22 protein-coding genes and 2 pseudogenes are annotated in these 20,850 nt (G+C 69.1%); 10 read left to right on the forward strand and 14 right to left on the reverse strand.

The features are described 5' to 3' along the window. Positions 1–305: 305 nt before the first annotated feature. Positions 306–707 carry a tautomerase family protein gene (locus Cco03nite_RS16885; RefSeq protein WP_203693058.1) on the reverse strand — a complete coding sequence of 134 codons (402 nt, stop codon included), beginning with the start codon at positions 705–707 and terminating at the stop codon, positions 306–308. 374 nt (positions 708–1,081) lie between these two features. Here Cco03nite_RS16885 and Cco03nite_RS16890 point away from each other — a divergent pair, with 374 nt between their 5' ends. After that, complete coding sequence (locus Cco03nite_RS16890) at positions 1,082–1,645, forward strand: GNAT family N-acetyltransferase (RefSeq protein WP_239167434.1); 564 nt, start codon at positions 1,082–1,084, stop codon at positions 1,643–1,645. 150 nt (positions 1,646–1,795) lie between these two features. Continuing rightward, a complete protein-coding gene (locus tag Cco03nite_RS16895) occupies positions 1,796–2,332 on the forward strand; it encodes an RBBP9/YdeN family alpha/beta hydrolase (protein WP_203693060.1) in 537 nt (178 codons plus the stop codon). Here Cco03nite_RS16895 and Cco03nite_RS16900 read toward each other — a convergent pair. Then, positions 2,322–2,963 (reverse strand): annotated as a pseudogene (locus tag Cco03nite_RS16900) (Na+/H+ antiporter NhaA); the annotation flags it as partial. The gene Cco03nite_RS16895 and the pseudogene Cco03nite_RS16900 sit on opposite strands and share 11 nt — an antisense overlap. A 211-nt stretch (positions 2,964–3,174) precedes the next feature. Between Cco03nite_RS16900 and Cco03nite_RS16905 the strand changes: the two are divergent. Further along, the gene (locus tag Cco03nite_RS16905) at positions 3,175–3,375 is read left to right on the forward strand and encodes a hypothetical protein (RefSeq protein ID WP_203693061.1); all 201 of its coding nucleotides are present in this window, start codon (positions 3,175–3,177) and stop codon (positions 3,373–3,375) included. Positions 3,376–3,515: 140 nt separating this feature from the next. Here Cco03nite_RS16905 and Cco03nite_RS16910 read toward each other — a convergent pair whose 3' ends face one another. Continuing rightward, complete coding sequence (locus Cco03nite_RS16910) at positions 3,516–3,995, reverse strand: SRPBCC family protein (RefSeq protein WP_203693062.1); 480 nt, start codon at positions 3,993–3,995, stop codon at positions 3,516–3,518. Continuing rightward, on the reverse strand, positions 3,995–4,315 hold the full coding sequence (locus tag Cco03nite_RS16915; protein ID WP_203693063.1) for an ArsR/SmtB family transcription factor: 321 nt from the start codon (positions 4,313–4,315) through the stop codon (positions 3,995–3,997). The genes Cco03nite_RS16910 and Cco03nite_RS16915 overlap by 1 nt, the downstream gene beginning before the upstream one ends. A gap of 99 nt (positions 4,316–4,414) precedes the next feature. Here Cco03nite_RS16915 and Cco03nite_RS16920 point away from each other — a divergent pair, with 99 nt between their 5' ends. Next, positions 4,415–4,573: a hypothetical protein gene (locus Cco03nite_RS16920; protein ID WP_203693064.1), complete on the forward strand. Its 159-nt coding sequence runs from the start codon at positions 4,415–4,417 to the stop codon at positions 4,571–4,573. Positions 4,574–4,595: 22 nt separating this feature from the next. Here the strand turns inward: Cco03nite_RS16920 and Cco03nite_RS16925 are convergent, their stop codons facing one another. Further along, on the reverse strand, positions 4,596–5,264 hold the full coding sequence (locus tag Cco03nite_RS16925) for a Type 1 glutamine amidotransferase-like domain-containing protein (protein WP_203693065.1): 669 nt from the start codon (positions 5,262–5,264) through the stop codon (positions 4,596–4,598). 332 nt (positions 5,265–5,596) lie between these two features. Here Cco03nite_RS16925 and Cco03nite_RS16930 point away from each other — a divergent pair, with 332 nt between their 5' ends. Continuing rightward, on the forward strand, positions 5,597–5,986 hold the full coding sequence (locus tag Cco03nite_RS16930; protein ID WP_203693066.1) for a ribosomal maturation YjgA family protein: 390 nt from the start codon (positions 5,597–5,599) through the stop codon (positions 5,984–5,986). 485 nt (positions 5,987–6,471) lie between these two features. Here the strand turns inward: Cco03nite_RS16930 and Cco03nite_RS16935 are convergent, their stop codons facing one another. Together Cco03nite_RS16935 and Cco03nite_RS16940 are read right to left on the reverse strand one after the other, a co-directional pair. After that, a complete protein-coding gene (locus tag Cco03nite_RS16935; protein ID WP_373314264.1) occupies positions 6,472–7,158 on the reverse strand; it encodes a response regulator transcription factor in 687 nt (228 codons plus the stop codon). Between the two features lie 28 nt (positions 7,159–7,186). Further along, positions 7,187–8,413, reverse strand: coding sequence for a sensor histidine kinase (locus Cco03nite_RS16940; protein ID WP_239167436.1), 1,227 nt, complete (start codon positions 8,411–8,413; stop codon positions 7,187–7,189). Between the two features lie 352 nt (positions 8,414–8,765). Here Cco03nite_RS16940 and Cco03nite_RS43070 point away from each other — a divergent pair, with 352 nt between their 5' ends. Beyond that, complete coding sequence (locus Cco03nite_RS43070; RefSeq protein ID WP_203693068.1) at positions 8,766–9,620, forward strand: hypothetical protein; 855 nt, start codon at positions 8,766–8,768, stop codon at positions 9,618–9,620. Positions 9,621–9,839: 219 nt separating this feature from the next. Here Cco03nite_RS43070 and Cco03nite_RS16950 read toward each other — a convergent pair whose 3' ends face one another. The 3 genes and pseudogenes from Cco03nite_RS16950 to Cco03nite_RS16965 all read right to left on the reverse strand — a co-directional run bounded on the left by Cco03nite_RS16950 (position 9,840) and on the right by Cco03nite_RS16965 (position 13,576). Further along, entirely contained in the window at positions 9,840–10,685 is an 846-nt protein-coding gene (locus Cco03nite_RS16950) for an MOSC domain-containing protein (protein ID WP_203693069.1), read from the reverse strand. 173 nt (positions 10,686–10,858) lie between these two features. Continuing rightward, the gene (locus Cco03nite_RS16960) at positions 10,859–12,616 is read right to left on the reverse strand and encodes an EAL domain-containing protein (protein ID WP_203693070.1); all 1,758 of its coding nucleotides are present in this window, start codon (positions 12,614–12,616) and stop codon (positions 10,859–10,861) included. A 198-nt stretch (positions 12,617–12,814) separates the two neighbouring features. Then, positions 12,815–13,576: pseudogene (locus tag Cco03nite_RS16965) on the reverse strand (polyphosphate kinase 2 family protein). On the opposite strand from Cco03nite_RS16965, the gene Cco03nite_RS42410 reads away from it, so the two are divergent. Then, positions 13,469–14,617 carry a hypothetical protein gene (locus Cco03nite_RS42410; RefSeq protein WP_239167441.1) on the forward strand — a complete coding sequence of 383 codons (1,149 nt, stop codon included), beginning with the start codon at positions 13,469–13,471 and terminating at the stop codon, positions 14,615–14,617. The pseudogene Cco03nite_RS16965 and the gene Cco03nite_RS42410 overlap by 108 nt on opposite strands. 121 nt (positions 14,618–14,738) lie before the next feature. On the opposite strand, the gene Cco03nite_RS16970 is transcribed toward Cco03nite_RS42410, so the two are convergent. Beyond that, on the reverse strand, positions 14,739–15,587 hold the full coding sequence (locus Cco03nite_RS16970) for a hypothetical protein (protein WP_203693071.1): 849 nt from the start codon (positions 15,585–15,587) through the stop codon (positions 14,739–14,741). 39 nt (positions 15,588–15,626) lie between these two features. Next, the gene (locus Cco03nite_RS16975; RefSeq protein ID WP_203693072.1) at positions 15,627–17,273 is read right to left on the reverse strand and encodes an outer membrane protein assembly factor BamB family protein; all 1,647 of its coding nucleotides are present in this window, start codon (positions 17,271–17,273) and stop codon (positions 15,627–15,629) included. Positions 17,274–17,498: 225 nt separating this feature from the next. Here Cco03nite_RS16975 and Cco03nite_RS16980 point away from each other — a divergent pair, with 225 nt between their 5' ends. Continuing rightward, on the forward strand, positions 17,499–18,281 hold the full coding sequence (locus Cco03nite_RS16980) for a DUF8692 domain-containing protein (RefSeq protein ID WP_203693073.1): 783 nt from the start codon (positions 17,499–17,501) through the stop codon (positions 18,279–18,281). Positions 18,282–18,443: 162 nt separating this feature from the next. On the opposite strand, the gene Cco03nite_RS16985 is transcribed toward Cco03nite_RS16980, so the two are convergent. After that, a complete protein-coding gene (locus tag Cco03nite_RS16985) occupies positions 18,444–18,890 on the reverse strand; it encodes a CBS domain-containing protein (protein WP_203693074.1) in 447 nt (148 codons plus the stop codon). On the opposite strand from Cco03nite_RS16985, the gene Cco03nite_RS16990 reads away from it, so the two are divergent. Continuing rightward, positions 18,883–19,134 (forward strand): hypothetical protein, encoded by a 252-nt coding sequence (locus Cco03nite_RS16990; RefSeq protein ID WP_203693075.1) that lies wholly within the window; start codon positions 18,883–18,885, stop codon positions 19,132–19,134. The two genes, Cco03nite_RS16985 and Cco03nite_RS16990, sit on opposite strands and share 8 nt — an antisense overlap. 225 nt (positions 19,135–19,359) lie before the next feature. Here the strand turns inward: Cco03nite_RS16990 and Cco03nite_RS16995 are convergent, their stop codons facing one another. Further along, positions 19,360–20,040: a hypothetical protein gene (locus tag Cco03nite_RS16995; protein ID WP_203693076.1), complete on the reverse strand. Its 681-nt coding sequence runs from the start codon at positions 20,038–20,040 to the stop codon at positions 19,360–19,362. A gap of 183 nt (positions 20,041–20,223) precedes the next feature. Here Cco03nite_RS16995 and Cco03nite_RS17000 point away from each other — a divergent pair, with 183 nt between their 5' ends. Further along, positions 20,224–20,799, forward strand: a complete 576-nt coding sequence (locus tag Cco03nite_RS17000) for an SMI1/KNR4 family protein (RefSeq protein ID WP_203693097.1) — start codon at positions 20,224–20,226, stop codon at positions 20,797–20,799. Positions 20,800–20,850 lie beyond the last annotated feature (51 nt).

A 20,850-nucleotide genomic window follows, 5' to 3' on the forward strand; every position in this document is an offset into this window, starting at 1 on the left:
AGGACATCGACCATTACCGGTACGGCTGGGACGCCTCGGCTCCCGAGAAGCTCGAGGCGGGTGCGCTCAACGCGTCCGCGTCGATCCATCGCGCCGTAAACGAGCGTGCCGACGATTTCGCTTGGCGGATCGCCTGGGCCATCTGGGGTTTCCTGGACATGACCGGCTACTGGGATGAGCGGGCCTCGGCGATTCAGGCGACGCTGCATATCTCGCCGCAGGATCCCTACTGGCCAACTGCGTATCAGCCTGCACAGACCCGCGCTGGCAGGTTCTCCGGTGGTGTGGCGGGCCGGATGAAACCGCTAATCGTGTGTACCGTCGGCGCTGATGACCTTACCGCCGAGCCCGGATCGGGACGTGGGCTGGCCGACCAATTCGACCAGGACCTCGTCGCGGCAATCGTCGCCGAATACGGCAGTGACGGCCTCGGTGAAGGCGGAGACGAGTTGTGCGACGACTCTGGCCGCATCCTGCCGTGCGAATACTTCTTCGCGCATGCCAAAGGTGATCGAGGGTGCCGCCGACGCGACCGTCGCGCCGCCGCGGGCCCATCGTCCCGCAGGCACGCCGATAAGCCTGACATCGACCGAGCTCCGAACCCACTCGCCATACACCGACACCACGGCGGAGGTCAGTTCGGCGATAAGGCCGGGTTCCCGACCAGCGAGCTCTTCTTCGAGCGCGTAAAGCGTCACGTGGGGCATCGGCAGGTCCTCGATGTCAGAAAGCAGCGGGCGGACTCCGGTGGTGGTCTGCGATCAAGCAGCATAGTGCTGCCCATTCGGTGTCGGAATCGAATTGTTCCCGTCGCCAGACCAAAGCGTATCGGCCGATGCGGCACCGGCCGAGCGCTCCGTGACTTGCGGAATCAACCGGCTCGAACGCAACCGAGCCGTGGCCCGAAGGTTCGACAAGCTCGGACGCCGGCCGTCCCTGGTTGCGCGCGTATCCCTGCTCGTGCAGTACACGGGTGGCGGCCCTCTGGCCTACGAGTACTCTCGTGCGGATGATCTCGCATGAAGCAGCAGACGTACTCCGCAGTTGGGCAACGGGTTTGGCCGCGGTCAGGCGCAACTCCGTGCCTGTCGAGACCGCCTGGGGCCTGCGGATCGACGAAGTCCGGCCGAAGACCCGCGCCCGCTGTCTGGTGTTTCGCGACGACCTCGACGCGGTGCGCAGCGCGGCGAAGGACGCGACCGCCCCGCACGGTGTGATCATCGTTGCCGCCGCCGAGGACGCGGTAGCCGCCCTGCTCGGGCCGGCCTGGCAGAGTACGCCGCCGGAGCCGATCATGACGATCGCGCTGCGGCAGATCGCGTCGAGCGTGCCCGTCGGCTATGACCTCACCACCACGATCGACGCGGGCGTCATCAACGTGCGCGTGCAGGCCGACGGTGAAGTCGCCGCGGCGGGATACACGGCCGTGGTGGACGGTGTCGCCGTCGTGGATCGTGTCGGCACCGAGCCCGCACATCAGCGCCGTGGCTTGGGCACAGCGGTGATGAACGCACTGACCGTCGCGGCCATGGATCAGGGGGCGGTGACCGCCGTACTCCATGGGACAGAGGAAGGGCGTGCGCTCTACGAGCGTCTCGGCTGGCAATTACACTCAAAGATCACGAGCTTCACTCACGCGGCATGACCTTGAAGACCATGGCGGCGGGTGCGAGCACGGCCGATCCTGCTCGCAGCGCGGGACGAGGTTGGGATGTCGCCAACCGGATCTTCGTCGGTCAGGCTGTCCAGAGTGCAGCCGTCAGCTGAGACGTCGACAGCAGGAAGGACTGCCCCGGTGCAGCGCAACGCGATCATCTTCCATGGAACGGGTGGCAACCCCGAGGTCTGCTGGTTGCCATGGCTGGGGCGGCGACTCGCCGACCGCGGGTACGCCGTCGAGATCCCGCACTACCCGGGCGTCAACGTGGAACCGATCGCCACGTTCCTGCCGAAGGTGCTGGGCAACCACCGCTTCGACGAGAACACCGTGCTGGTGGGCCATTCAGGCGGTGCCGCGCTGCTGCTGGCCGTTCTCGAACACATCGACGTCACCGTGTCCCAGGCCGTTCTCGTCGCCGGGTACTCCACCCGACCGAACACCGGCGACGAACCGGTCCTGCAGAGCGGCTACGACTGGCCGGCGATCAGGGCCCACGTACGCGACCTGTACTTCATCAATTCTCGCCAGGACCCGTACGGCTGCGACGACAAGCAGGGACGTGCGATGTTCGAACAGCTGGGCGGCACGCAGATCGTCCGCGACGACGGCCACTTCGGTGATCACGACCAGCAGTACCCGACGTTCGAACTCCTCGACAGGCTCATCGACTGACACCGCGCACGCCGAACACGATCCCGGCGCCCGTGGAGAAGTCGGGTATACCGTCGCCGTCGGTGTCTTGCCGCTCGGCCTGCGCGATACGCCGGTAGGCCCGGTCGCGCAGCCGCAGCACCACCGCCGCGGGCACCGCGGCCGCCGCCGACCCGACCAGGACCGCGATCGTCGCGTCGGACCCTGCCGCCGGCCCGGACGCCAGGTCGGAGATCAGCAGCGACACGGTGAAGCCCATACCCGTCAACATCGCCAGGCCGGCCACGTCGGCCCAGGTCAGACCGTCGTCGAGCTGGGCGGAGGTGAACCGGGCGACCAGGAACGTCGCTGCCAGCACCCCGATGAGCCTGCCGAGCACCAGCCCGCCGACGATGCCCACCGACACCGGTGTGGACAGCGCGTCGGCGAGCCCGGCCGCGCCGCCGATCGCGACGCCTGCGCTCATCAGCGCGAACACCGGCACCGCCACCCCGCCTGACAGCGGCCGCAGCTGGTGCTCGAACCGCTGCGCCAGGCCCGGGTCGGTGCGGCCGGCGCCGCCGCGGCGGGGCAGGACCGGCACGGTGAAGGCCAGCAGCACCCCGGCGACGGTGGCGTGGACCCCGGAGGCGTGCACCAGTGCCCACGTGGCGAACGCCGGCGGCGCCGTAAATGTTAGTCACTAACATTTCAAGAGAGTGGTTCGGCGTCGCTCTCGTGCGGACTTCGTGGCCTCGACGGTGCCCCCGCCCGTGCGTGCACCTGCGGCCCGGACGCAGTGGAGGCACAGGCGTCGCGCGGAGCCGGTCATCCCCAGGGGGCTGCGGTTACGCAACCACGCCAGGGGAGGACACCACAATCGGATGGGTGTTGATGTATCGGTTCATGACCGCTCTCGTGGCCGTCACGCGACGCGCGTGCACGGCAGGCCGGTGAGCATATGGCGGCCAGGCCGATACACCATCGCCGCCTACATCGCGTTCTTCCTGATCCATGCCATCGTGCTGCGTAACCTGCCTTGGACGCCGTTCACCCGGCTCCATGTCGCCGACCTCATTCCGTGAGCTCGGCCCGGCGACCGGCACGGTGCGCGCCGCTGGTCTTCGACCGCACGGCGCCGTTGGCGGTGCCGCCCTCCGCCCGACGGCCGCCCGGCTGGTCGAGCAGCCGGGCGGCGCAGCCTGCGGCGGCGGGTGTGCCGTGGTTATGCCTTGTCGAACAGTGCGGCGTACCGGTCCAGGTACAGCGGCCAGCCCTGGTCGTGCTCGACGCCGTCGCGAACCGACTCCCAGCCGGGACCGTGCCGGTCGATGTGGCGGTGTTCGAGGTCGACGCGGGTGCGGTCGGCTGCTTCGGCGGTGAAGGTCACCTCGACCTCGCTGGTGAGGCCCGGGTCGGTCTCGACCTGCCAGGTGGGGCCGATGTCCCAGGTGAACACGACGCGGTGCGGCGGGTCGTAGGCGAGGATGCGCGCCCAGCGGCATTCGCTGCCGTCCTCGCCGCGGTCGACGATGTTGCCGCCGACTCGGGGTTCGAACACGGTCTCGGTGATCGGCACCGCCAGCAGGTTGTGCTCACGCGGCTTGAAGTCGCCGAACCGGTCGGTGAACACGCTGAACGCCTTGTCGATGGACGCGTCGACCACGACCTGGCGGCGTACCACCGCAGAACCTGCCTCTGTCATCACTTCTCCTCTGGTGTGTCCTCGACCGTGTTCTGGAAGCCGTCCAGTGCGCGGCGCCAGAACGTGTCGAGCTGATCTTTGAGTGCGGCGACCCCGGCCGGGTTCAGCCGGTAGACCCGGCGGGTGCCCACCGGCTCCGCCGAGACGAGTCCGGCGTCCTTGAGCACCCGGAGGTGCTGCGACACGGCCTGGCGGGTGATGGGCAGCCGGCCGGCCAGCTGCCCGACGTCACTGGGCCGCTCGGCCAGGCACTGCACGATGGCGAAGCGGCTGGGATCGCCGAGAGCCTCCCAGCCCTCATGTGCTTTGAAAGTAGGCACTAACGAAAGCTACGACTTTCATAAGCGGGATGTCAAGCGCCCCGATCATGCTCTGAACTGGGCAACCTGCTCCCACCCGCGTGTGCTCGACACGCGCCGGTGGCCGGAGACGCGTTCGATGCCGCGATCTGCGAGCAGCGGCACGCGATGGAGTGCGGGATCAACCGGCTCAAGCGCCACCGCGCGGTGGCAACGCGCTTCGACAAACTCGCCATCCGCTACGCGGCCACCGTGCAGACCGCGGCCATCAACGACTGATTACGTCCCCTTCAACCGCGCTCTAGCTCTCGAAGAGCTTCCAGTGGCCCTCGGACACGACCTCGACGGCACCGCCCACCACCTTGATAGCCGTGTCGTCGTCGACCGCGTATCCGGGCACCGGCACGCGCGCGGCCCACTTCTCGGCGTTGGCCATGGTGTTCTCCGGGCACATCGCGTTGTCCAAGTGCGGGAAGATCGAGAATCCGACCATACCCAGCGCGCTGTCGCCGCCGGCGGCCGACTTCCAGCCCACGAACTCCTCGCCGACGTGTGGGGCCATCACCATGCTGCCGGCGCTCAGTCCCACATAGACCGTCTCGGTCAGCTCCGAGAACAGATCCGCCAGGCCGGACTCACGCATCCAGTGGTGCAGATACAGCACGTCGCCGCCGCACACGAGCAGGGCATCGGTCTCCCGGACCAAGGGGACCCAGTTCTCGGCGTCGATGCTGGGCAGCGCAGTCAGCTCCAGCATTCCTACGGACTTCCATCCCAGCTCGACCATGGGCGTGGACGTCTGCCCGGCGATCTGGCGCCACGTCATGACGGCGGTCCTGGGCAGCATGCCGTACATCGCGGTGGGGATGCACAAAGCGGTGGATTCGTCGATGGGTTTGCCCAGCATGTCGACGAGGGCGTCACGGATGCTCTGGTTGCTGACGCCGCCGGAGGTGAGGAGAAGCTTCATCGCGTCTTCCTTATCCATCGAGAGCTCGGACCGGTCACGGCGAGCCGTGGAATCCATCGAACGCTGTCGGGAGCTTCGGTTGAGAAGTCAATCACGGTGCACTGACTCGCACAAGTGTACGAGCAAGCTGGCTGGGACTGGGACCGCCATGACACCGGGGGGCAGGATCGGCTCAAGCGCTACCGCGCGGTGGCCACGGGCCCGGCGCAGTAGCCAGCCGTTCTAGGCGACGCAGCGGGCCAGGCGCAGCGGCCGGTCTCGCGTCGACGAGCCCGTGCAAGCTCGGCAGACCAGTCGCCAGCCTTGGCCGCGAGGCCGCTTATGATGGCGCGATGTCTCTCGCAGTGCGCTGGACTCGGCTGCTGATGGTGGCATCGGCAGCCGGCTTCGCGGGCGCGGCCTACGCCATCCGCGCTGCGATGGACGGGCCTGTCGAGCAGTACGCGGGGGCCGCCTTGTCCGCGGCCATCGTCTACACGATAGTGATCTTCATAAAGCCGATGATCTCTCCGCTGGCCGCCGGTGGCGTCGCGATCGCATACTGCTGGCTCATCGAGTTTGCGCAGCTCACCCCGTTGCCTGCGGCACTTTCGCAGCGCGACTGGCTCGCACGCCAGCTGCTGGGTGCCCAATTCGACCTCATTGATGTCGCCTGGTATCCCGTCGGCGCCGTTCCACTGGTCGCCGCGCACTGGCTTCTGCGTGCCCGCACACGTTCCTAAACAAACTCAACACCAGGTGGGTCGGCGGCGCGAGGCCGACCCCGGTCCGCCCGACCGGGCGGCGGGCCAGGCGACCGCGCCGCGCGATCCGTGACCTGCTACCCCTGGCGGAGCGTGCCGACCAGGACCCGCGACCTGTCCGGCACGCTACACGGCTCTGAGCAGGGGATACCTCTGTCGCAGAGGTATCCGAGCCAGATGTCCGCCACTTCGTGCTCCTGTCTTCCTGCGGATGTTCGTCAGAACGCGCGCCACTTGTCGACCATCGGGAGTCAGCGGCGAGACTGGCGCACGGGCTGCCACGTCATTCTGCGTAGACGTCGACAGTGATGTTGGACCAGGGGTCGACGCGCGCTTCTGTCGATGTGCAGAAGTTGGGCAATGGCAAGTGGTCGACGGACATAGCCTGAGCTGTCTGGCGGTGGGGAGCTGGTCGGCTCGCCTGCCCACGCTGGGTGCGGGCGGGGGCCAGAAGGTTTCCGGTGTCAGCCGGTGAGGCCGGCGTCGTGGGCGAGTAGGGCGACCTGGGTACGGTTGTTGAGATCGAGTTTGGTGAGTATCCGGGAAATGTGGGCTTTCACGGTGGCCACGCTCACGAACAGCTCGCCCGCGATCTCGGCGTTGGACTTGCCCCGCCCGACGGCGATGGCTACCTCGCGTTCGCGTTCGCTGAGCAGACGCAGCGCGGTGGTGGCGTGCTGTTGCCGGGCGGCGGCGCCGGTGTTGCTGAGGTGGGCGATGAGCCGGCGGGTGACGGTCGGCGACAGGATGGGTTCGCCGGCTGCAACCCGCGCGACGGCGCGCAGGATCTCGGCGGGTGGCGTGTGTTTGAGCAGGAAGCCGCTGGCCCCGGCGCGCAGGGCGCGCAGGACGTACTCGTCTGCGTCGAAGGTGGTCAGGACGATGACCTCAGGCGGGCCGGGTCGGGCGCGGAGTCGTTCGGTGGCGGCGAGGCCGTCGAGGGTGGGCATGCGGATGTCCATCAGCACCACGTCCGGGGCGTATGCGTCGACGGCGGCGGCTACTTCGCTTCCGTCACCGGCCTCGCCCACCACGGCGAGGTCCGGCGAGCCGCCGATGACCATGGTGAGGCCGGCCCGCACGAGCGGGTCGTCGTCGACGATGAGGACCCGCACCGGTGCGTTCACGTTGGGCTCCTTGTCCGTGCTCACCTGGGCCGGAGGCCGGTTCCGACCGCGATCAGAGGGTAGGCCACGGTAGCCAGGCCCTGAGCCGGAAGTCACCGGCGGGGGTGGGGCCGTGTTCGAGGCGTCCGCCGGCGAGGGCGGCCCGTTCGGTGAGCCCGATGAGGCCGATGCCGGCGCCGGGGATGCCGGCAGGACTGGCCTCGGCAGGGTGCGAGTTGCGGATCTCGACGGCTACGCCGTCGCCCGGGGTTGCCCGGACGGTGACGGCCACCTCGCCGTCGGGGGCGTGCTTGCGGGCGTTGGTCAGCCCTTCCTGCACGATCCGGTACGCGCTGCGCCCCACACCAGCCGGTACGGCCGACAGCGCGTCGGTCTGCCAGTCGAGCCGTACCCGCATCCCGGCGCGCCGCGATTGGTCGACGAGGTCAGGGAGGTCGGCCAGGGTGGGCTGCGGCCGTTCCGGCGTCTCGTCAGACCGGTCGACACCGGTACGGAGGACGCCGATCACCTCCCGAAGGTCCTCCAGCGCCTGGTAGGCGCTGTCGCGGACCACCCCTGCGGCACGGGCGACCTCCTCGGGCGCGGCGTCGGGGCGTAGCTCCAGCGCCCCGGCGTGCAGGCAAAGCAGGGACAGGCGGTGGGCGAGCACGTCGTGCATCTCCCGGGCGATCCGGTTGCGTTCACCCTGGCGGGCTTCGGCGACACGCAGTTCCTGTTCGGCCTCGACCCGCCCAGCCCGCTCCCGCAGCGACTGGCGTCGGGCCCGTACAAACATGCCCCAGGCGAGTACCGCGGCCGCGAAGACGACGCCCAGCACGATCTCCGACGGGGACCCGACTGGGACGTCGGGCCGAACCAGCAGCGTCAGGAACGGGACGAGCGCGTACCCAGCCACGATCGGGGCGACCACCGCGAAGCGCCGGTGAACAGCGACGGTGAACAGCGCGATGACCGCCGCGCCCGCCGCCGACGTCGCGTAGACGCCGACCACACCGGCGACCACGGCGAGGCCGACCGGCCAGCGCCGGCGCAGCCACACCCCCAGGCTGCACAGGCCGCCGAGGACGAGGTCGACAGTGAGCGGGACCGGCGCGATGTGCTGCGCGAGGCCGTCGCCCAGGGCGAGCACCGTGAGGCCGACGGCCAGCAGGAAACACGCGGCGTCGACCACCCGGCCGCGGATCATGCGCCCGGCCGGGCGTGCCGGATCGTGGCCGGCATCGCTGGTCACGCCCGCCGGGAGCAGGCTCCGATCCTGCGGCGGCGCCGGGAACATCATGATCAAAGGGTACGGCCGGGTCGGGCCCCACGGCATCCGACCAAAGTCGATCCCGCGGTGTAGACCTTCGGCCCACCACCATCGACCTTGGCTCGTAGCGGTGTATCCGGCTGCTCCAGCAACCTGTTCCACATCACCGGAACCGACAGCCAAAGAAGACCGAAACCAATTCCGACCATACCTGCGCCAGCGAATGACGCGGTGTTGCACCGATCATCCGACCGCAACGAAAGAGTGAGAGATGAGATCACCGCATAACCCCGCCACCGCGCTGGAATCCCTGCACGTACCCATGAGCGCGGCGGCGGCAACGACGAGGCCGACCCCGACCCGAGCGCTCCGAGAGCGGGTCGTGGGCGCGACGGCGATCACGTTGGCAGCGTCGGTGGCGATCCAGAACGCGGTGGTGGTCTGGGCCGGAGCGCCAGACTACGGGGACCCGATCAAGGAGGTACTCGCCTTCCACGCGGAGCACCGGGTCGCGGTCACGATCGCGGTCGGCCTGGAGGCGCTGAACCTGCCGCTGCTGCTCGGGTTCCTGACCGGTCTCCACGGGCTCGTCGCGCGCCGCGGGCGTGCGGGCGCAGACTGGTCACGCCTCGCGGTCGCCGCAGGCGCGACCCTCTCGGCAGTCTTCGCGCTCTACGCCGTCCTGTGGAACGGTGTCGTGCTGTCCGCCGGCGAGCTCGCCGAGCCGAGCCCGGAGTTCGAGCTCACCTGGCAATTGCACGCAGCAGCCTTCGCGTTGGCGCTGCCGGCACTCGGCGCCACACTTATCGGCGCTGCGCTGGCGGCGCATGCGAGCCAGCTGACGCCACCGTGGCAGCGTCTGCTCGCCGTGGCCGGGGGAGGCCTGCTGCTCGCCGCCGGGGCGGCCAACCTCGCGATCGCGGACGGCTCAGGGCTCCTCTTCGTGGGGATGCCCGGCTACGCCGCCTGGCTCGTGTGGCTGCTCGCGACCGGCGTGCGGCTGGTGCGCGCTCGAACAGCTGACCGTCCTGACGGCGTATCGACCTCCGACGAGCAGGGATTCGAGCACCTGCTCGTCGGCGAACCCCCGCAGCAGCGGCAGCTCGCCCAGCTCGGCGGGCACGACCCGCACCTGGGCTCCGACATTCGTGAACGTCAGCCGCCCGTCGCCGACCAGGTAGGTGAGCCGCCGGTTCACCCGGTAGGTGCCGCCGCCGACCTGCACCCACGGCAGTGACCGCAGCAGCCAGCGGGAGGAGATCTCCTGCATCTGCGGTACGGACTTCGTCATCGTCGCAAGGTTGCGGGCCGCCGCGGTGCTGAGGCTCTGGCGCGAACGCGCCCCGTCGTCGATACCGGACTCCACCACGCTGGTCCTGGGGACTTCACCACCCGTCAAGGACTGCCCTCGGCCCGGTCGAGCCGATACCACAAACAGCTGGATTGACCGAGAGGGTCAGTCCAGCACCTCCACGATGTCACCGACGCTGATCGTACGATCCTCGGGGGAGCGCCCGCCCGGTTCGGGCCGCACCGTCAGCTGGAGACCGAAAAGGAGCTTCTGGTCGACGTTGCGTCGTTTGGCGAGAGTACGCAGTGGCTCCCGCCCCTGCTGCCCGGTGTCCTGGTCGATCGTCGCGACCGCACAGCGGGCGCACTCGCCGACGCCGTGGAACACGGCCCCGCCGATCCGGATTCGCCGGCCGACCCACTCGGCTTCGGCCCACGGCGTGGCGCCGCTGACCACTACGTTGGGGCGGAACTGGATCATCGGCAGCGGCCGCTCAGGGTCGTCCGACACCGCCAGCCAGTCGTTGAACGCGTCCAGTGACGCGGTGTTGGCCAGCAGCAGCGGAGTGCCGTCGGCGAAACTCACCTCGGCACCGGAGCCGGCCGGAACCGGCCAGGGAACGAGGCTGGCGGCGGGGTTGTCGAGCCAGACCAGCCGGGCGGTGCGGCCCAGCAGTCGCTTGAGCCAGGCGTCCGCCTTGGGGCTGGCGGCGCGTACCGGTGCGGGCGGGCGCTGCCGGTACACCTGGACCTCGGTCGCCTCGCCGTCGGTCGGTTCGGCCAGATCGAGCGTGGCCAGCCCCGGTGCGTCCAGGGTCAGCCTGCCCGACCGAGATACCGCCCGCATCGTGACCAGTTCCCGGTGCTGGTGTTGGGACAGTCCGAGTCCGTCTTCGTCCACGATCAGCCAGCGCCGGTCGCCCTCCAGGCCCCAGGGCTCGACCATGGCCGTGTCCCGGTCCATCCGGCGGCATCCCTTCACGGGATAGGTAAATATCGATGCCACTCGCATCCGGTCAGGATGACACGACGCGGTGTGACGCCGCTACCCCGTCTGTCGTACCGTGATGTCGAGGAGCTGCTGGTCGGGCGCGGGTTCGAGGTCGACCACGGCACCGTGTTCCGGTGGGTCCGCGGGGCACTGACGTTGCGCCCAGGCCGCCACCGCGGTCGGCAGCGGCTCGGTCAGCGTCGGGCAGGTGTCCGGAAGCCGGGACGGCTCAGCCCGGCCGGGTCGGGGTGGTCGATCCAGTATCTGACCTGCTGGTCGCTCATGGGCCGGGCGAAGAGGCGGCCCTGCCCGTGGGTGCAGCGGGCCTGTAGGAGGTGGTCGAGTTCGGCTCGGCGCTCGATGCCCGCGGCGACGGTGTCGAGTCTCATCCGGTGGGCCAGGGCGATGATGCCGGCCACGAGTCCGGCCTGGTGCGGGGAGGTGGTGATGCTGCCGGTAAGGGCCCGGTCGAGCTTGAGGACGTCGATCGGGGCGTGGCGGAGGTTGTCGAGGGCGGAGTGACCGGCGCTGAATTCGACGGCCACGCGGACACCTGCGCGCCGCAGCTCGGCCAGGTCTCGCCAGACCCGCTCGCCGTCACCCACCAGCAGCGTCTCGGCGATCCCCAAGGTCAGCCGGTGCGGGGCGAGCCCGGACCGGGCCAGGCTGCGCAGCACCTGTTCGAGGAACCCCGCGGTGTGGAACTGCCGCATGGAGACGTCGACGCTGACGTAGGGCAACGCGCCGGTGGGCGGGGCGGTCCAGGCCGCTGCGGCGGCCGCCGCCTGCGCCAGGACCCGGTTTCCGATCGATACGATGGCACCGGTGTCGCCGGTGACATCGAGGACCTGGCTGGGCGTGAGCCTTGCCCGCCCGGGGTCGCTCCAGCGCAGCAGGGCCTCGAACCCGACGGGCGCCTGGTCGGCCAGCCGCACGATCGGCTGGTACTCCAGGAAGAACTCGCCGGCGGGCATCGCCTGTCGCGGGCGGACGCGTTCGGCGCTCGAGGAGTCCAGGGCGGGGCCATGGTGGAACCAGTCGACCTTGCCTGCGGCTCTGGCGGTGTAGCGGTCGACATCGAGCTCGCATCGCAGGTCGGCGGCCGTGTTGCCGTCGGTGGCGAGCGGGACGCCGGCTCGGGCGGACGCCGGGCGTCCGTCGCGTTCGAGCGCGATGCCGTGACCGCGTCCGTCGGGCGCCGGCCGTGGCCGTGGTCGCCGGGCGGGCGGCCGGGCCGGGGCGGGGCCCGCGGCGGCGAGCTGCTGGCGCTCGTGGAGGTGGGTGCTGATCGCGTGCAGGAACGCGACGACGCCGAGCATCTCGAACAGCTCCTCGACCGAGGCCGCCAGCAGGTACTCCATGTATGCGACGCCGGGGGTGGCGTGGCCGCCGCCGCCGCGGCCGACGAAGGCGCCGACGATCTCCATGCCGACCGCTCCGAGCATGAACAGCACGCCGCCGCTGGCGATCAGCAGCCGTATGCGCAGCGGCAGCCGGAGCAGGAACCGCAGGTAGGCGACGCAGAACACGAGCACGAGGGGCGTGGCGACCACGATCCAGGACAGGTAGGACGCCTTGCCCAGCTGCAGCACGCCGATCTTGCGGCTCATCTCGTGCATCTGGCTGATCTCGTCCATGGAAAGGAACGCGAAGACGAGCGACAGCATGCGCCAGTGGCCGGCGTCTCTGTCGCCCTTGGCGCGCGTGTCCTTGGCGATCTCCCACAGCACGTAGGTGGTCAGCATGAGCAGGGTGGTGGAGAACCAGGTCGGGAGGTTGCGCTCCTTGTCCACGTTGACGAAGGTCGTCCACCACGCGAAGCCCGGGACGAGCTCGCGCAGTCCCAACCCGTGGTAGAGGTAGTTGGCGACGAGGTTGAGCGTGTGCAGGGCGGCGACACAGCACAGCAGGAGGCGGGCGAACGGGCGGGGATCCGGCAGGTTGATTCTCATCGCGGTCTCAGGTCGACGGTCGGCCAACTCACTTCGAGCGACCTGGCTGTCGGATATAACGGACGACACGCGTTCTCGTTCTCATCCCGCCGCTGACGACCGCACCATGGACCAGGCGGCCCGGGGCGGCGGCTACGGCGTGACGCCGGGCCCCGCGTTCGTGGCGGGAGGCGATGGAGCAGTGGCCGGCTGGATGGATCAGTACGGCATGGGTACCTCCCGCGGCGGCGAGTCCGGCTCCTTGTAGCCACCGCGCTTCTGCCACCGGGGTAGCTTGACGGGTTCCTGCTCGACCGTCGTGTACGGGATCTGGCTGAGCAGGTGGCTGATGACGTTGAGCCGCCCGCGTTTCTTGTCGTCGGTGTGCGCGATGTGCCAGGGCGCCCACGCGGAGTCGGTGCGGCGGAACATCTCGTCCCTGGCCCGTGAGTAGTCGTATCACCGGTTGCAGGACTGGACATCCAGCTGGGACGGCTTCCAGCGTTTGCGCCGGTCGACGAACCGGTCCCGCAGGCGCAGCGTCTGCTGTTCTCGGCTGACCTCCAGCCAGTACTTGAGCAGGATCACGCCGGAGTTCACGATGGCCTGCTCCACGGCAGGCACGACGTCGAGGAACTGGTCGGTCTCCTGCGACTTGCAGAAGCCCGTGACGAGCTCGACACCGGCGCGGTTGTACCAGCTCCGGTCGAAGATGACGACCTCACCGCCGGCGGGCAGGTGCGGGAGGTAGCGACGTGGGTCGGACGGTGCCGGAGGCCACGCCCACCAGATCGCATTGCCGACCCGCAGCGCTGCTGGGTCGGGTCCGATGTGAACGCCGCTACCTAGCCCGGGGGCACTACATTCGACGTCATGCGGCGGGCATTGATCAAACTTGCCATCCAGGTGGCGTTGATACTCACTCTCTCCGCGATTTTCGTAACCCAGTTCGCCGGCGCCATCTTCACGACAAGCGGGCACCCGGATGCGTCCGAGCCGGACAGCCTGACCATGGCATACCGTTCCGACCAGGTTGAAGGAGTCCTGGTCGGGCTACAAGTCAGTGCCCAGTCCCTGTCAATGACGATCGAGGTCGTCCGGACAGGAGCCGTCGCCTTCGACCACGACGGTGAGCAGTTCTTCATCCCTGTGTTCCTGACAGCGACCGGCAGCGGGCGGCGGGTCGCTGACTGTTTCACCCACGGTTCCGGTGCGGTGGTGTCGGCAGTGCCCCAAGGCAGTGCGGCGCAGCAGATGCTCGCCGACGCTCAGCGCGTACGTTCACAGTGGTCCGAACCGCAGATGTCAGCTCTCCAGATCAATGTCCCCTTCAACCACTCCCAGGTGCTCTCCAGGATCGGCGTCACGTGTGACATCGCGCCAGAGGCGGCAGTGACTCGCTCACAGGCTCGTCGTGACGTCCGGTTGCCTGCGATGACCGTCGCCGGGATGCTGATGTCCCGCACCTCCATCAAGCAGGCCCAGAGTGCGCCGACCTCGCTGTGCGTGACCCAGGAACTGCGCCTCGCCGCCTCCGAGCAGATCGACACGCTGGCTCCGTCTCCTGCCGTGACGGGAGACGGTGTCTGGAACGAGCTGTGGCCTGAGACAGCCGCGGCTCGCACGGCAGGACTGACCACCCTCGATGATCCTGCCGCAAGCAACATCTGGCGGTCCTGCTCTGCGGCACTCGACTGCCCGATGAGTTTCCTTCACAGGTTCGGGCGCTGCGCGACCGGAGTGAAGATGCCCGCGATACGCGCGTCCTTCCATGACCTGAACGCCGCCTCCGACCGCGATGGGCTCATTTTTCTCGCCGGCGCGCTCGTCGGGATCATCGGGGGTCTTATCGTCGAGGTCGTTCAATCGGGATTCGACGTCGCCGCCATGCGACGAGGCGGGACCACTGCGTCGGGCGACCGCCAGGTTCGACGCAGGGCCAACCGGCAGCTGATGCGGCGGCTGCCGGCACGGCGGAAGCGGGGATCCGTGCGGCCGACCCGGCGACGCGATACCGCTTGAGCCGGCGAAGCACGATCCGTGGTCGGCGCTCATCCCCACTGCCATAGGTCACGACACGAGGGCGTGGTGTCGTCGCCAAGGTGAATACTGAGCCGGTCTACACGAAGGCAGGGACCTGCCGTCACTTCACGCTGACCGGCCACTCGACGCCGTACTTCGCCGCCGGCCCGGTGAGGCTGAACCAGCCGTCGGCGGGTACGGCCGAGGCGTCCTGGTATCGGCGCCCAATCCGGTCGAGGAAAAGCCGCTGCGCCGCGCCGTTGTCGTCGACGTAATCGATGCCGAGCACCCACCTGTGGAGCACCTCCTTCGACCCGGTCACCGTGAAGTTGATGCCCTCCTGCTCGCCGGTCTTCAGCGTGATGCGGTGGTCGGTGAAGTACTCGGTCTTGCCGCTCATGATCTTCGGCTGCGCCTGGTCGAGGTCGGCGGAGAGCTTGATGGTGTCGGCCTGACCCTGACTGATGATGGATACGAGGGTGCCGTCGAGGACCGGCTCGGACTTCAGTTTCACGACGTCGATGCCCGTGATGCTGATGCCGTTCGACCGGTGGCCGGTCAGCAACAGCTTCACGACCACCTCCTTGACCGGCGCGCCGTCCTGCTGGACGAGGAAGTCGCCCCAGGCCTGGTCGATGCGGCCGGACTTCAGGCGCGCCGCGACAGGCCCGTCGCTCTCGGCGCGCCGCAGCGCCAGCTGGTCGGGGGCGTCGCCGACGTCGCTGCTCAGCGCGACGGTGAAGGCGTCCCTCGGCGGCTCGCTGCTCGCCGTCAGGGCGTCGGCGCCGCGGTTGACGAGGCTTTCCCCCACACCGGTGAAGAACGCGCCGACCGCGACGGTCACCAGCGCGCCGACGGCTGCCAGGATCTTCGCCCAACGGCTCTTGCGCTCCGCCGCCGGCGCGGCCGGTGGGGCCGCCGTCGTCTCCGGAGCGCTCGCCCCGCGTGCTCGCTTGCGCTGCTTCGCCACTGCCTGTCACCGATTCCCTCAGCGTCGTCGTGTCTACGGTCAGCCCAGCCGGGCCGGCACCATCGGTGCCAGCTCGCGGGCCAGCCCCGCGTGCCCCTGCGGGACCGTCACCTTGCCGATGCGGGCACCGACCCGGATATAGAGGTGCACGGTCGGCTCCGGGTATTCGAACGCGACGACCTCGATCGCCTCATCACCGAGGCCGAGGACCTTGACCGAGTCGTCGTTCTGGTTCCACAGTCTCGCCATCACCTGCGCGGCCTGCGCGGCGTCCGGGGCGACCCAGGCGATCCCGGCTGTCACCTCGGGGGCCTTCACCGAGGATGGTTCATACCGGCACCCGGCAGGCCGGGGCAGTGACGTGTCGGCGACGACCGTCTGCAAGGGCTGCGCCTGGTAGGCGACACCCTTGGCCTTGGCGGCGAGCTCCGCCACCGTGAGCAGGTCGCAGCCGCTGGGCCACGAGTCCGGCGGCGCTCCACCGGCGAAGCCCTCCTCAGCCGCGGGTCGGAGCTTGTGGCCGGCCAGCATGATCGTGCGCGGTGTCTCCCGTCCCTCGGAGTAGTGGCTGACCACGATGTCGTCGATCACGGTCACCAGGGAGTCGTAATCGGCGTGGAGCAGGTGGGTCGGTGAGACGGCCATGCGGCCGCCGGCCGGGTCGATCTCGTACAGCCCGATCGGGAGCAGTGGCGCGGGCAGCCGCCCGAGCGCGAACAGCCGGCCCTGCGCCAGGGACAGCGAAACGATCGCGGCCGGCCGACTCCACCGGGCAGTGGCGTTCTCGCGGTCGATCGCGGTGATGATGTCGCCGCGGTCTTTGTCCCGGTAAGCCACGACGACCAGGTCGTCGGTCGTCGCCACCTGCGCGTCGGCCCGCCCCGGCGTCTGCGCGACGAGCAGCTCGCGACCGGTCTCGTCGACGATGGTCAGGCGTCCCTTGTCGCGCAGCACCGTGACGTCCTCGTAGACGCTGAGGTTGTCGGCCGATGACTCGGTCTCGATGGAGACGTCGAACCGCCAGCCGGCGGCTCCGGAGCCGGGGTCCAGGGACTGCAGGTAGCGCTTCTTCTCGCAGAGCACCTCGACGACCGCCAGCGAGCCGTCCCCGACCAGCTCGTCGGCCTTGCAGCCCGCCTCGACGCGAACCTCCCATGCGGTATGGCCGTCGTCTACGTCCAGGCCGCGTAGCGTCGTGGTGCCCCACGCCGCGACGACCGCGTCGTCGGTCACGGCCAGCCGCAGCGGGAAGTCGCCGGGGGTCGGCAGCTGCCAGCGCACCGTGCCGTCGTCGAGGTCCAGCGCCGCAATCGCCGGTCGGGCGTGTTGGTAGTTCGACTCGATGATGACCGCGTCGGCGGTCAGCTTGCCGCCTCGGATGTAGTCGATGTTCACATCCCAGCCGGTCGGTGCGCCTGTCCACTTCACCTTGCCGGTACGCGTGTCGACGGCGGTGATCACGCGGCCGCCGCCGGTGCGCTCGCTCCACATCAGGGCCGTCGCGTCATCGGGCGTCACGCCGATCGGCAGCCCGGCATCTTTGGAGGTCCACGCCGGGATGAGGCGGTAGGAGCGGGGGTCCGGCAGCCGGCCCGACCACGAACATCGGACGACGACTGCGGCGGCCAGGACGACCAGCACCAGGAGGCTGCTGATGATCCAGATCCTGCGGCGGGGATTGAGCACGGCGAGACCTTACCGATGTCGACTAATTTGGACCACTCGGCGAGGTCGGGGCCATGTGTCGTGCAGCGGACACTCGTGGAGGACGCTCCTGCCGCTGCCGATCAGGCGCTGTCGCCCGTGCTGACCCGGCGCGAACTAGCGCACGGCGCGTACCCGCTGAAAAGCGGCAAAAGAGCATAAAGTTGGCGGCTGGATCACGTGGGCCGCCAACCGGGGGAGTAATCGATGAGCATCGGGTTGCCGCACATCCGCGCACTGGCGCAGCGTCTGCTGTGGGCGCTGGTGGCCATACACGTGTGCAGCCTGGCCATCAACGTCGCCCACCACGGATTCGGCGTCGGCCGCGGCGAGCACCTCACCACCTGGCTGGCGACGTTCTTCAACGTCGACGAGCAGCAGAACCTGCCGGCCTGGTTCTCCGCGAGCGTCCTGTTGCTCGCGGCGTGGCTGCTGTGGGAGACCGCGACCGCGGCAGCCGCCGCAGGGCAGCGCCGCTACGTGCGGCACTGGCGAATCCTCAGCCTCGTGTTCGTCGCCGTGTCGATCGACGACATGACCGACGCGCACCGGATCCTGCGCACCGGCGCCGTCGCCACGCTGGGCAACGCCTCGTCCTGGCTGCTGGTCATCGCCCCACTGGTGCTGGTGTTCGCGGCGGCGTACGTGCCGTTCGCACTGCACCTGCCCACGCGGACCCGTTGGCTGGTCGCCGGGTCAGCGGCCGCGTACGTCCTGGGCGTGACCGCCGTGGAGACCGTCGGCGCGCTGACCGGACGCAACCTGCTGGCGCACCTGCCCGGCCAGACCCTCACCGGCACCGACTACGTCCGGTACCTGCTAGCGGCGTCGGTGGAGGAGCTGATCCAAGGAATCGCCGTCATCACCTTCGTGTACGCGGTCGGCTCGTGCCTGAACCGCTACCGCGACCTGGCTGCCGAGCCGCAGGCAGGCCAACCAGTCAGGACCGGCGCCTTCGCGACTGTGACCGTCTTGCCGCCGCGCCCGTAGAAAGCACCTCCCGGAGCGGGTACAGCGCCGGTCGTGTAGCAGGCGACCGGCTGACCGTGTCGTGCCTGGCAGAGGCAGCCGGTACGCCTGGCAGGCGGGGTGAACGTTCACCGGCGAGGATCCGCCGGGGCCGTCCGGACACCTCCGGTGTGAACGTGTCCACTACCTGCGGGTGTGCTGCGTGGACAGGTGCGTGGCGATGATGGGGTCGGTTTCGTCGTCGAACTGCCCGATCACCTGTTCGAGCAGGTCCTCCAGTGCCACCAGGCCGACAGTGGCCGGCCCGTCGGCGACCAGCGCGACCTGCGCGCGGTGCTCGCGCATGCTGCGGATCGCCGACATGACGCTCTGCCCAGGACGCAGCAGATGCGGCGGGGTGGCCAGCTCCGCTGCGGTGACATCCAGCGCGGCGGTGGTCGCTTTGAGCGCGTCGCGCACGTGCACGACGCCGGTGATGCGCCCGGTCGAGTCGGTGACGGCCAGCCGTGAGCGGCCCCGCCGCCGGGCGGTGTCCTCGACCCGTGATGCGCTGTCGCGGCCGTCGACACCGACGATCCGGCCCGCGGGGACCATCACCGTGTCGACCGTGGTGTTGTTCAGGGTGAGCATCGCCGACAGCAGGCGCTCGTCGGCGGGAGGCAGGGTGCCGTGCTCGGCTGATGCCGACAGCAGCAGCTGCGCCCTCGGCGAGGACGAGATCGAGCGAGGATTGGATGTATTCCACCGGTTCAGGTGGGCAGTTCAGGCCGATTATTTCGCGGGGCGCATCGCGACCCGCGACATGACTGGCATCGAGGATCCACGAGAGAATGAGATGGGCATGCTCGCAGCGCGGGAGTTCCTTGTCGACTAAGGCGTGTATCAGAAGTAGCGGGCCGAGCACGTGGCCATGCCGTTCCCTCACTACGGACTCGGTGAATTTTCCATGCGGGACATTGACAAATACCTGTGGATGCTGGCCAAGGGGCGGCGAGCTATGTGCGGCGGCCCCACCTCGGTCAAGCGCGAATGACGCTCATTCAACTGGCGGGGGACCTGGATGCGAAGACAGGCCGGCGCACGCGTACCCGTTCAGCCGTCATGGCGAAACCGTGCTGACGGGCCGGGGTGCGCCGACGTCGAGCGGTAGCACGTCGTTGACAACCAGCTCCGACATCTTCAGCAGCCGATGGAAGTACTGGAAGGCACCGTGGTGTCCGCTGGGGTAGCCGAGTGAGTGGAGAGCCTCATGCAAGCCGGGCAGGCAGCGTAGAAGCGCGTGGGCTGACGGCGGATCCAGCCGGCCGTTGCGCACGTACGTCGAGATGTGGCCCGCCACGGTGGCATCCAGCAGGACGAGGTCGCCCTTTTGTGCTGGTGGTACGGGCGGGAAGGGGGCGGTGCGGTGGCCGGTCCAGGCGTTCTCGACGGTGTGAAGCGTCACCGCATGTCCGTCCGGTCCGGGCCAGCGCCACCCGTACAGGAACCGCCGCTCTTCTCGGGTAGGCGTTCGCCGGTGCTCATCCTTTTCCGCACGGCGCCGGCTGGCGAAAGCGCTCATCTCAGCGAGCCACACCCCACGGCTGCGCTCCACCCGGTCCAGTGCCGCCGCCAAAGCCGCATCGTCGCGCCTGAGGTCGCCTGCGATGTCCAGCCATGACCATGTGGCGGTGAACCCGACAGGGCAGTACATGCTCACCGCGCACCTGAGCGCGCCGTACCGCTCGCCGTAGGGGCGGGCCGTGTCGCGGACACGGCGGGCGTAGGTTCCGAAGCTCACGGGGCCGATTATCGGGGTGGCACGTCGCCCGGTTCACTCGATTTCGCCGTCGACGCGGACGATCGCGAGCCGCCGCCCCCGAAACCGGATCGAGCCGCGACAAGGGGCGAGGTAGAGTCCCGGCCCGTGACGGCAACGGTCGACGAGGTCGAAGACAACAGTGAGCGGCTCGGCCGGGAGGCGATGCGTCGTCTGCGACGGCGATCGGTGTGCGCGATCGACCCGGGTCTGACCGATGCGGAGTTCGACGAGATCGAACAGGAGTTCGGGTTCCGGTTCGCCGACGATCACAGAGCCTTCCTGGCGGCCGGGCTTCCGGTGAACACCCGGCCCGAGCCGCGAGAGCCCGGAGTCTTCTACGCGCATGCCGAGCCTTGGCCGGACTGGCGTCGCGCCGACCGCGACCAGCTGCGCACGGCGCTGAACTGGCCCATCGAGGGTGTCCTGTTCGACGTCGAGCACAACGGCTTCTGGCACGAAAGCTGGGACCCGCGCCCCCGGGACACGGTCGAGGCCGTGGCGACCGCGGCGCGGATGCTCGCCCAGGTGCCGGCGATGGTGCCGGTCTACGGGCACCGCTACCTGCCCGCCGGGCGGGGCCTGTCCGGTCACCCGGTGCTGTCGATGTGGCAGACCGATATCATCTACTACGGCATGGATTTGGTCGATTACATCGATAGTGAGTTCGGCCGCCAGGGTCACGGCGAGGAACCGTGGGAGCCGCAGGCGACCGTCGAATTCTGGCGAGACCTGGTCTGACCCGCATGTCTGTATACCGAACTCACCTGCACACGGATCAGCCGTCCGAGC

It is taken from the genome of Catellatospora coxensis (genome assembly GCF_016862635.1).
Classification (GTDB): domain Bacteria; phylum Actinomycetota; class Actinomycetes; order Mycobacteriales; family Micromonosporaceae; genus Catellatospora; species Catellatospora coxensis.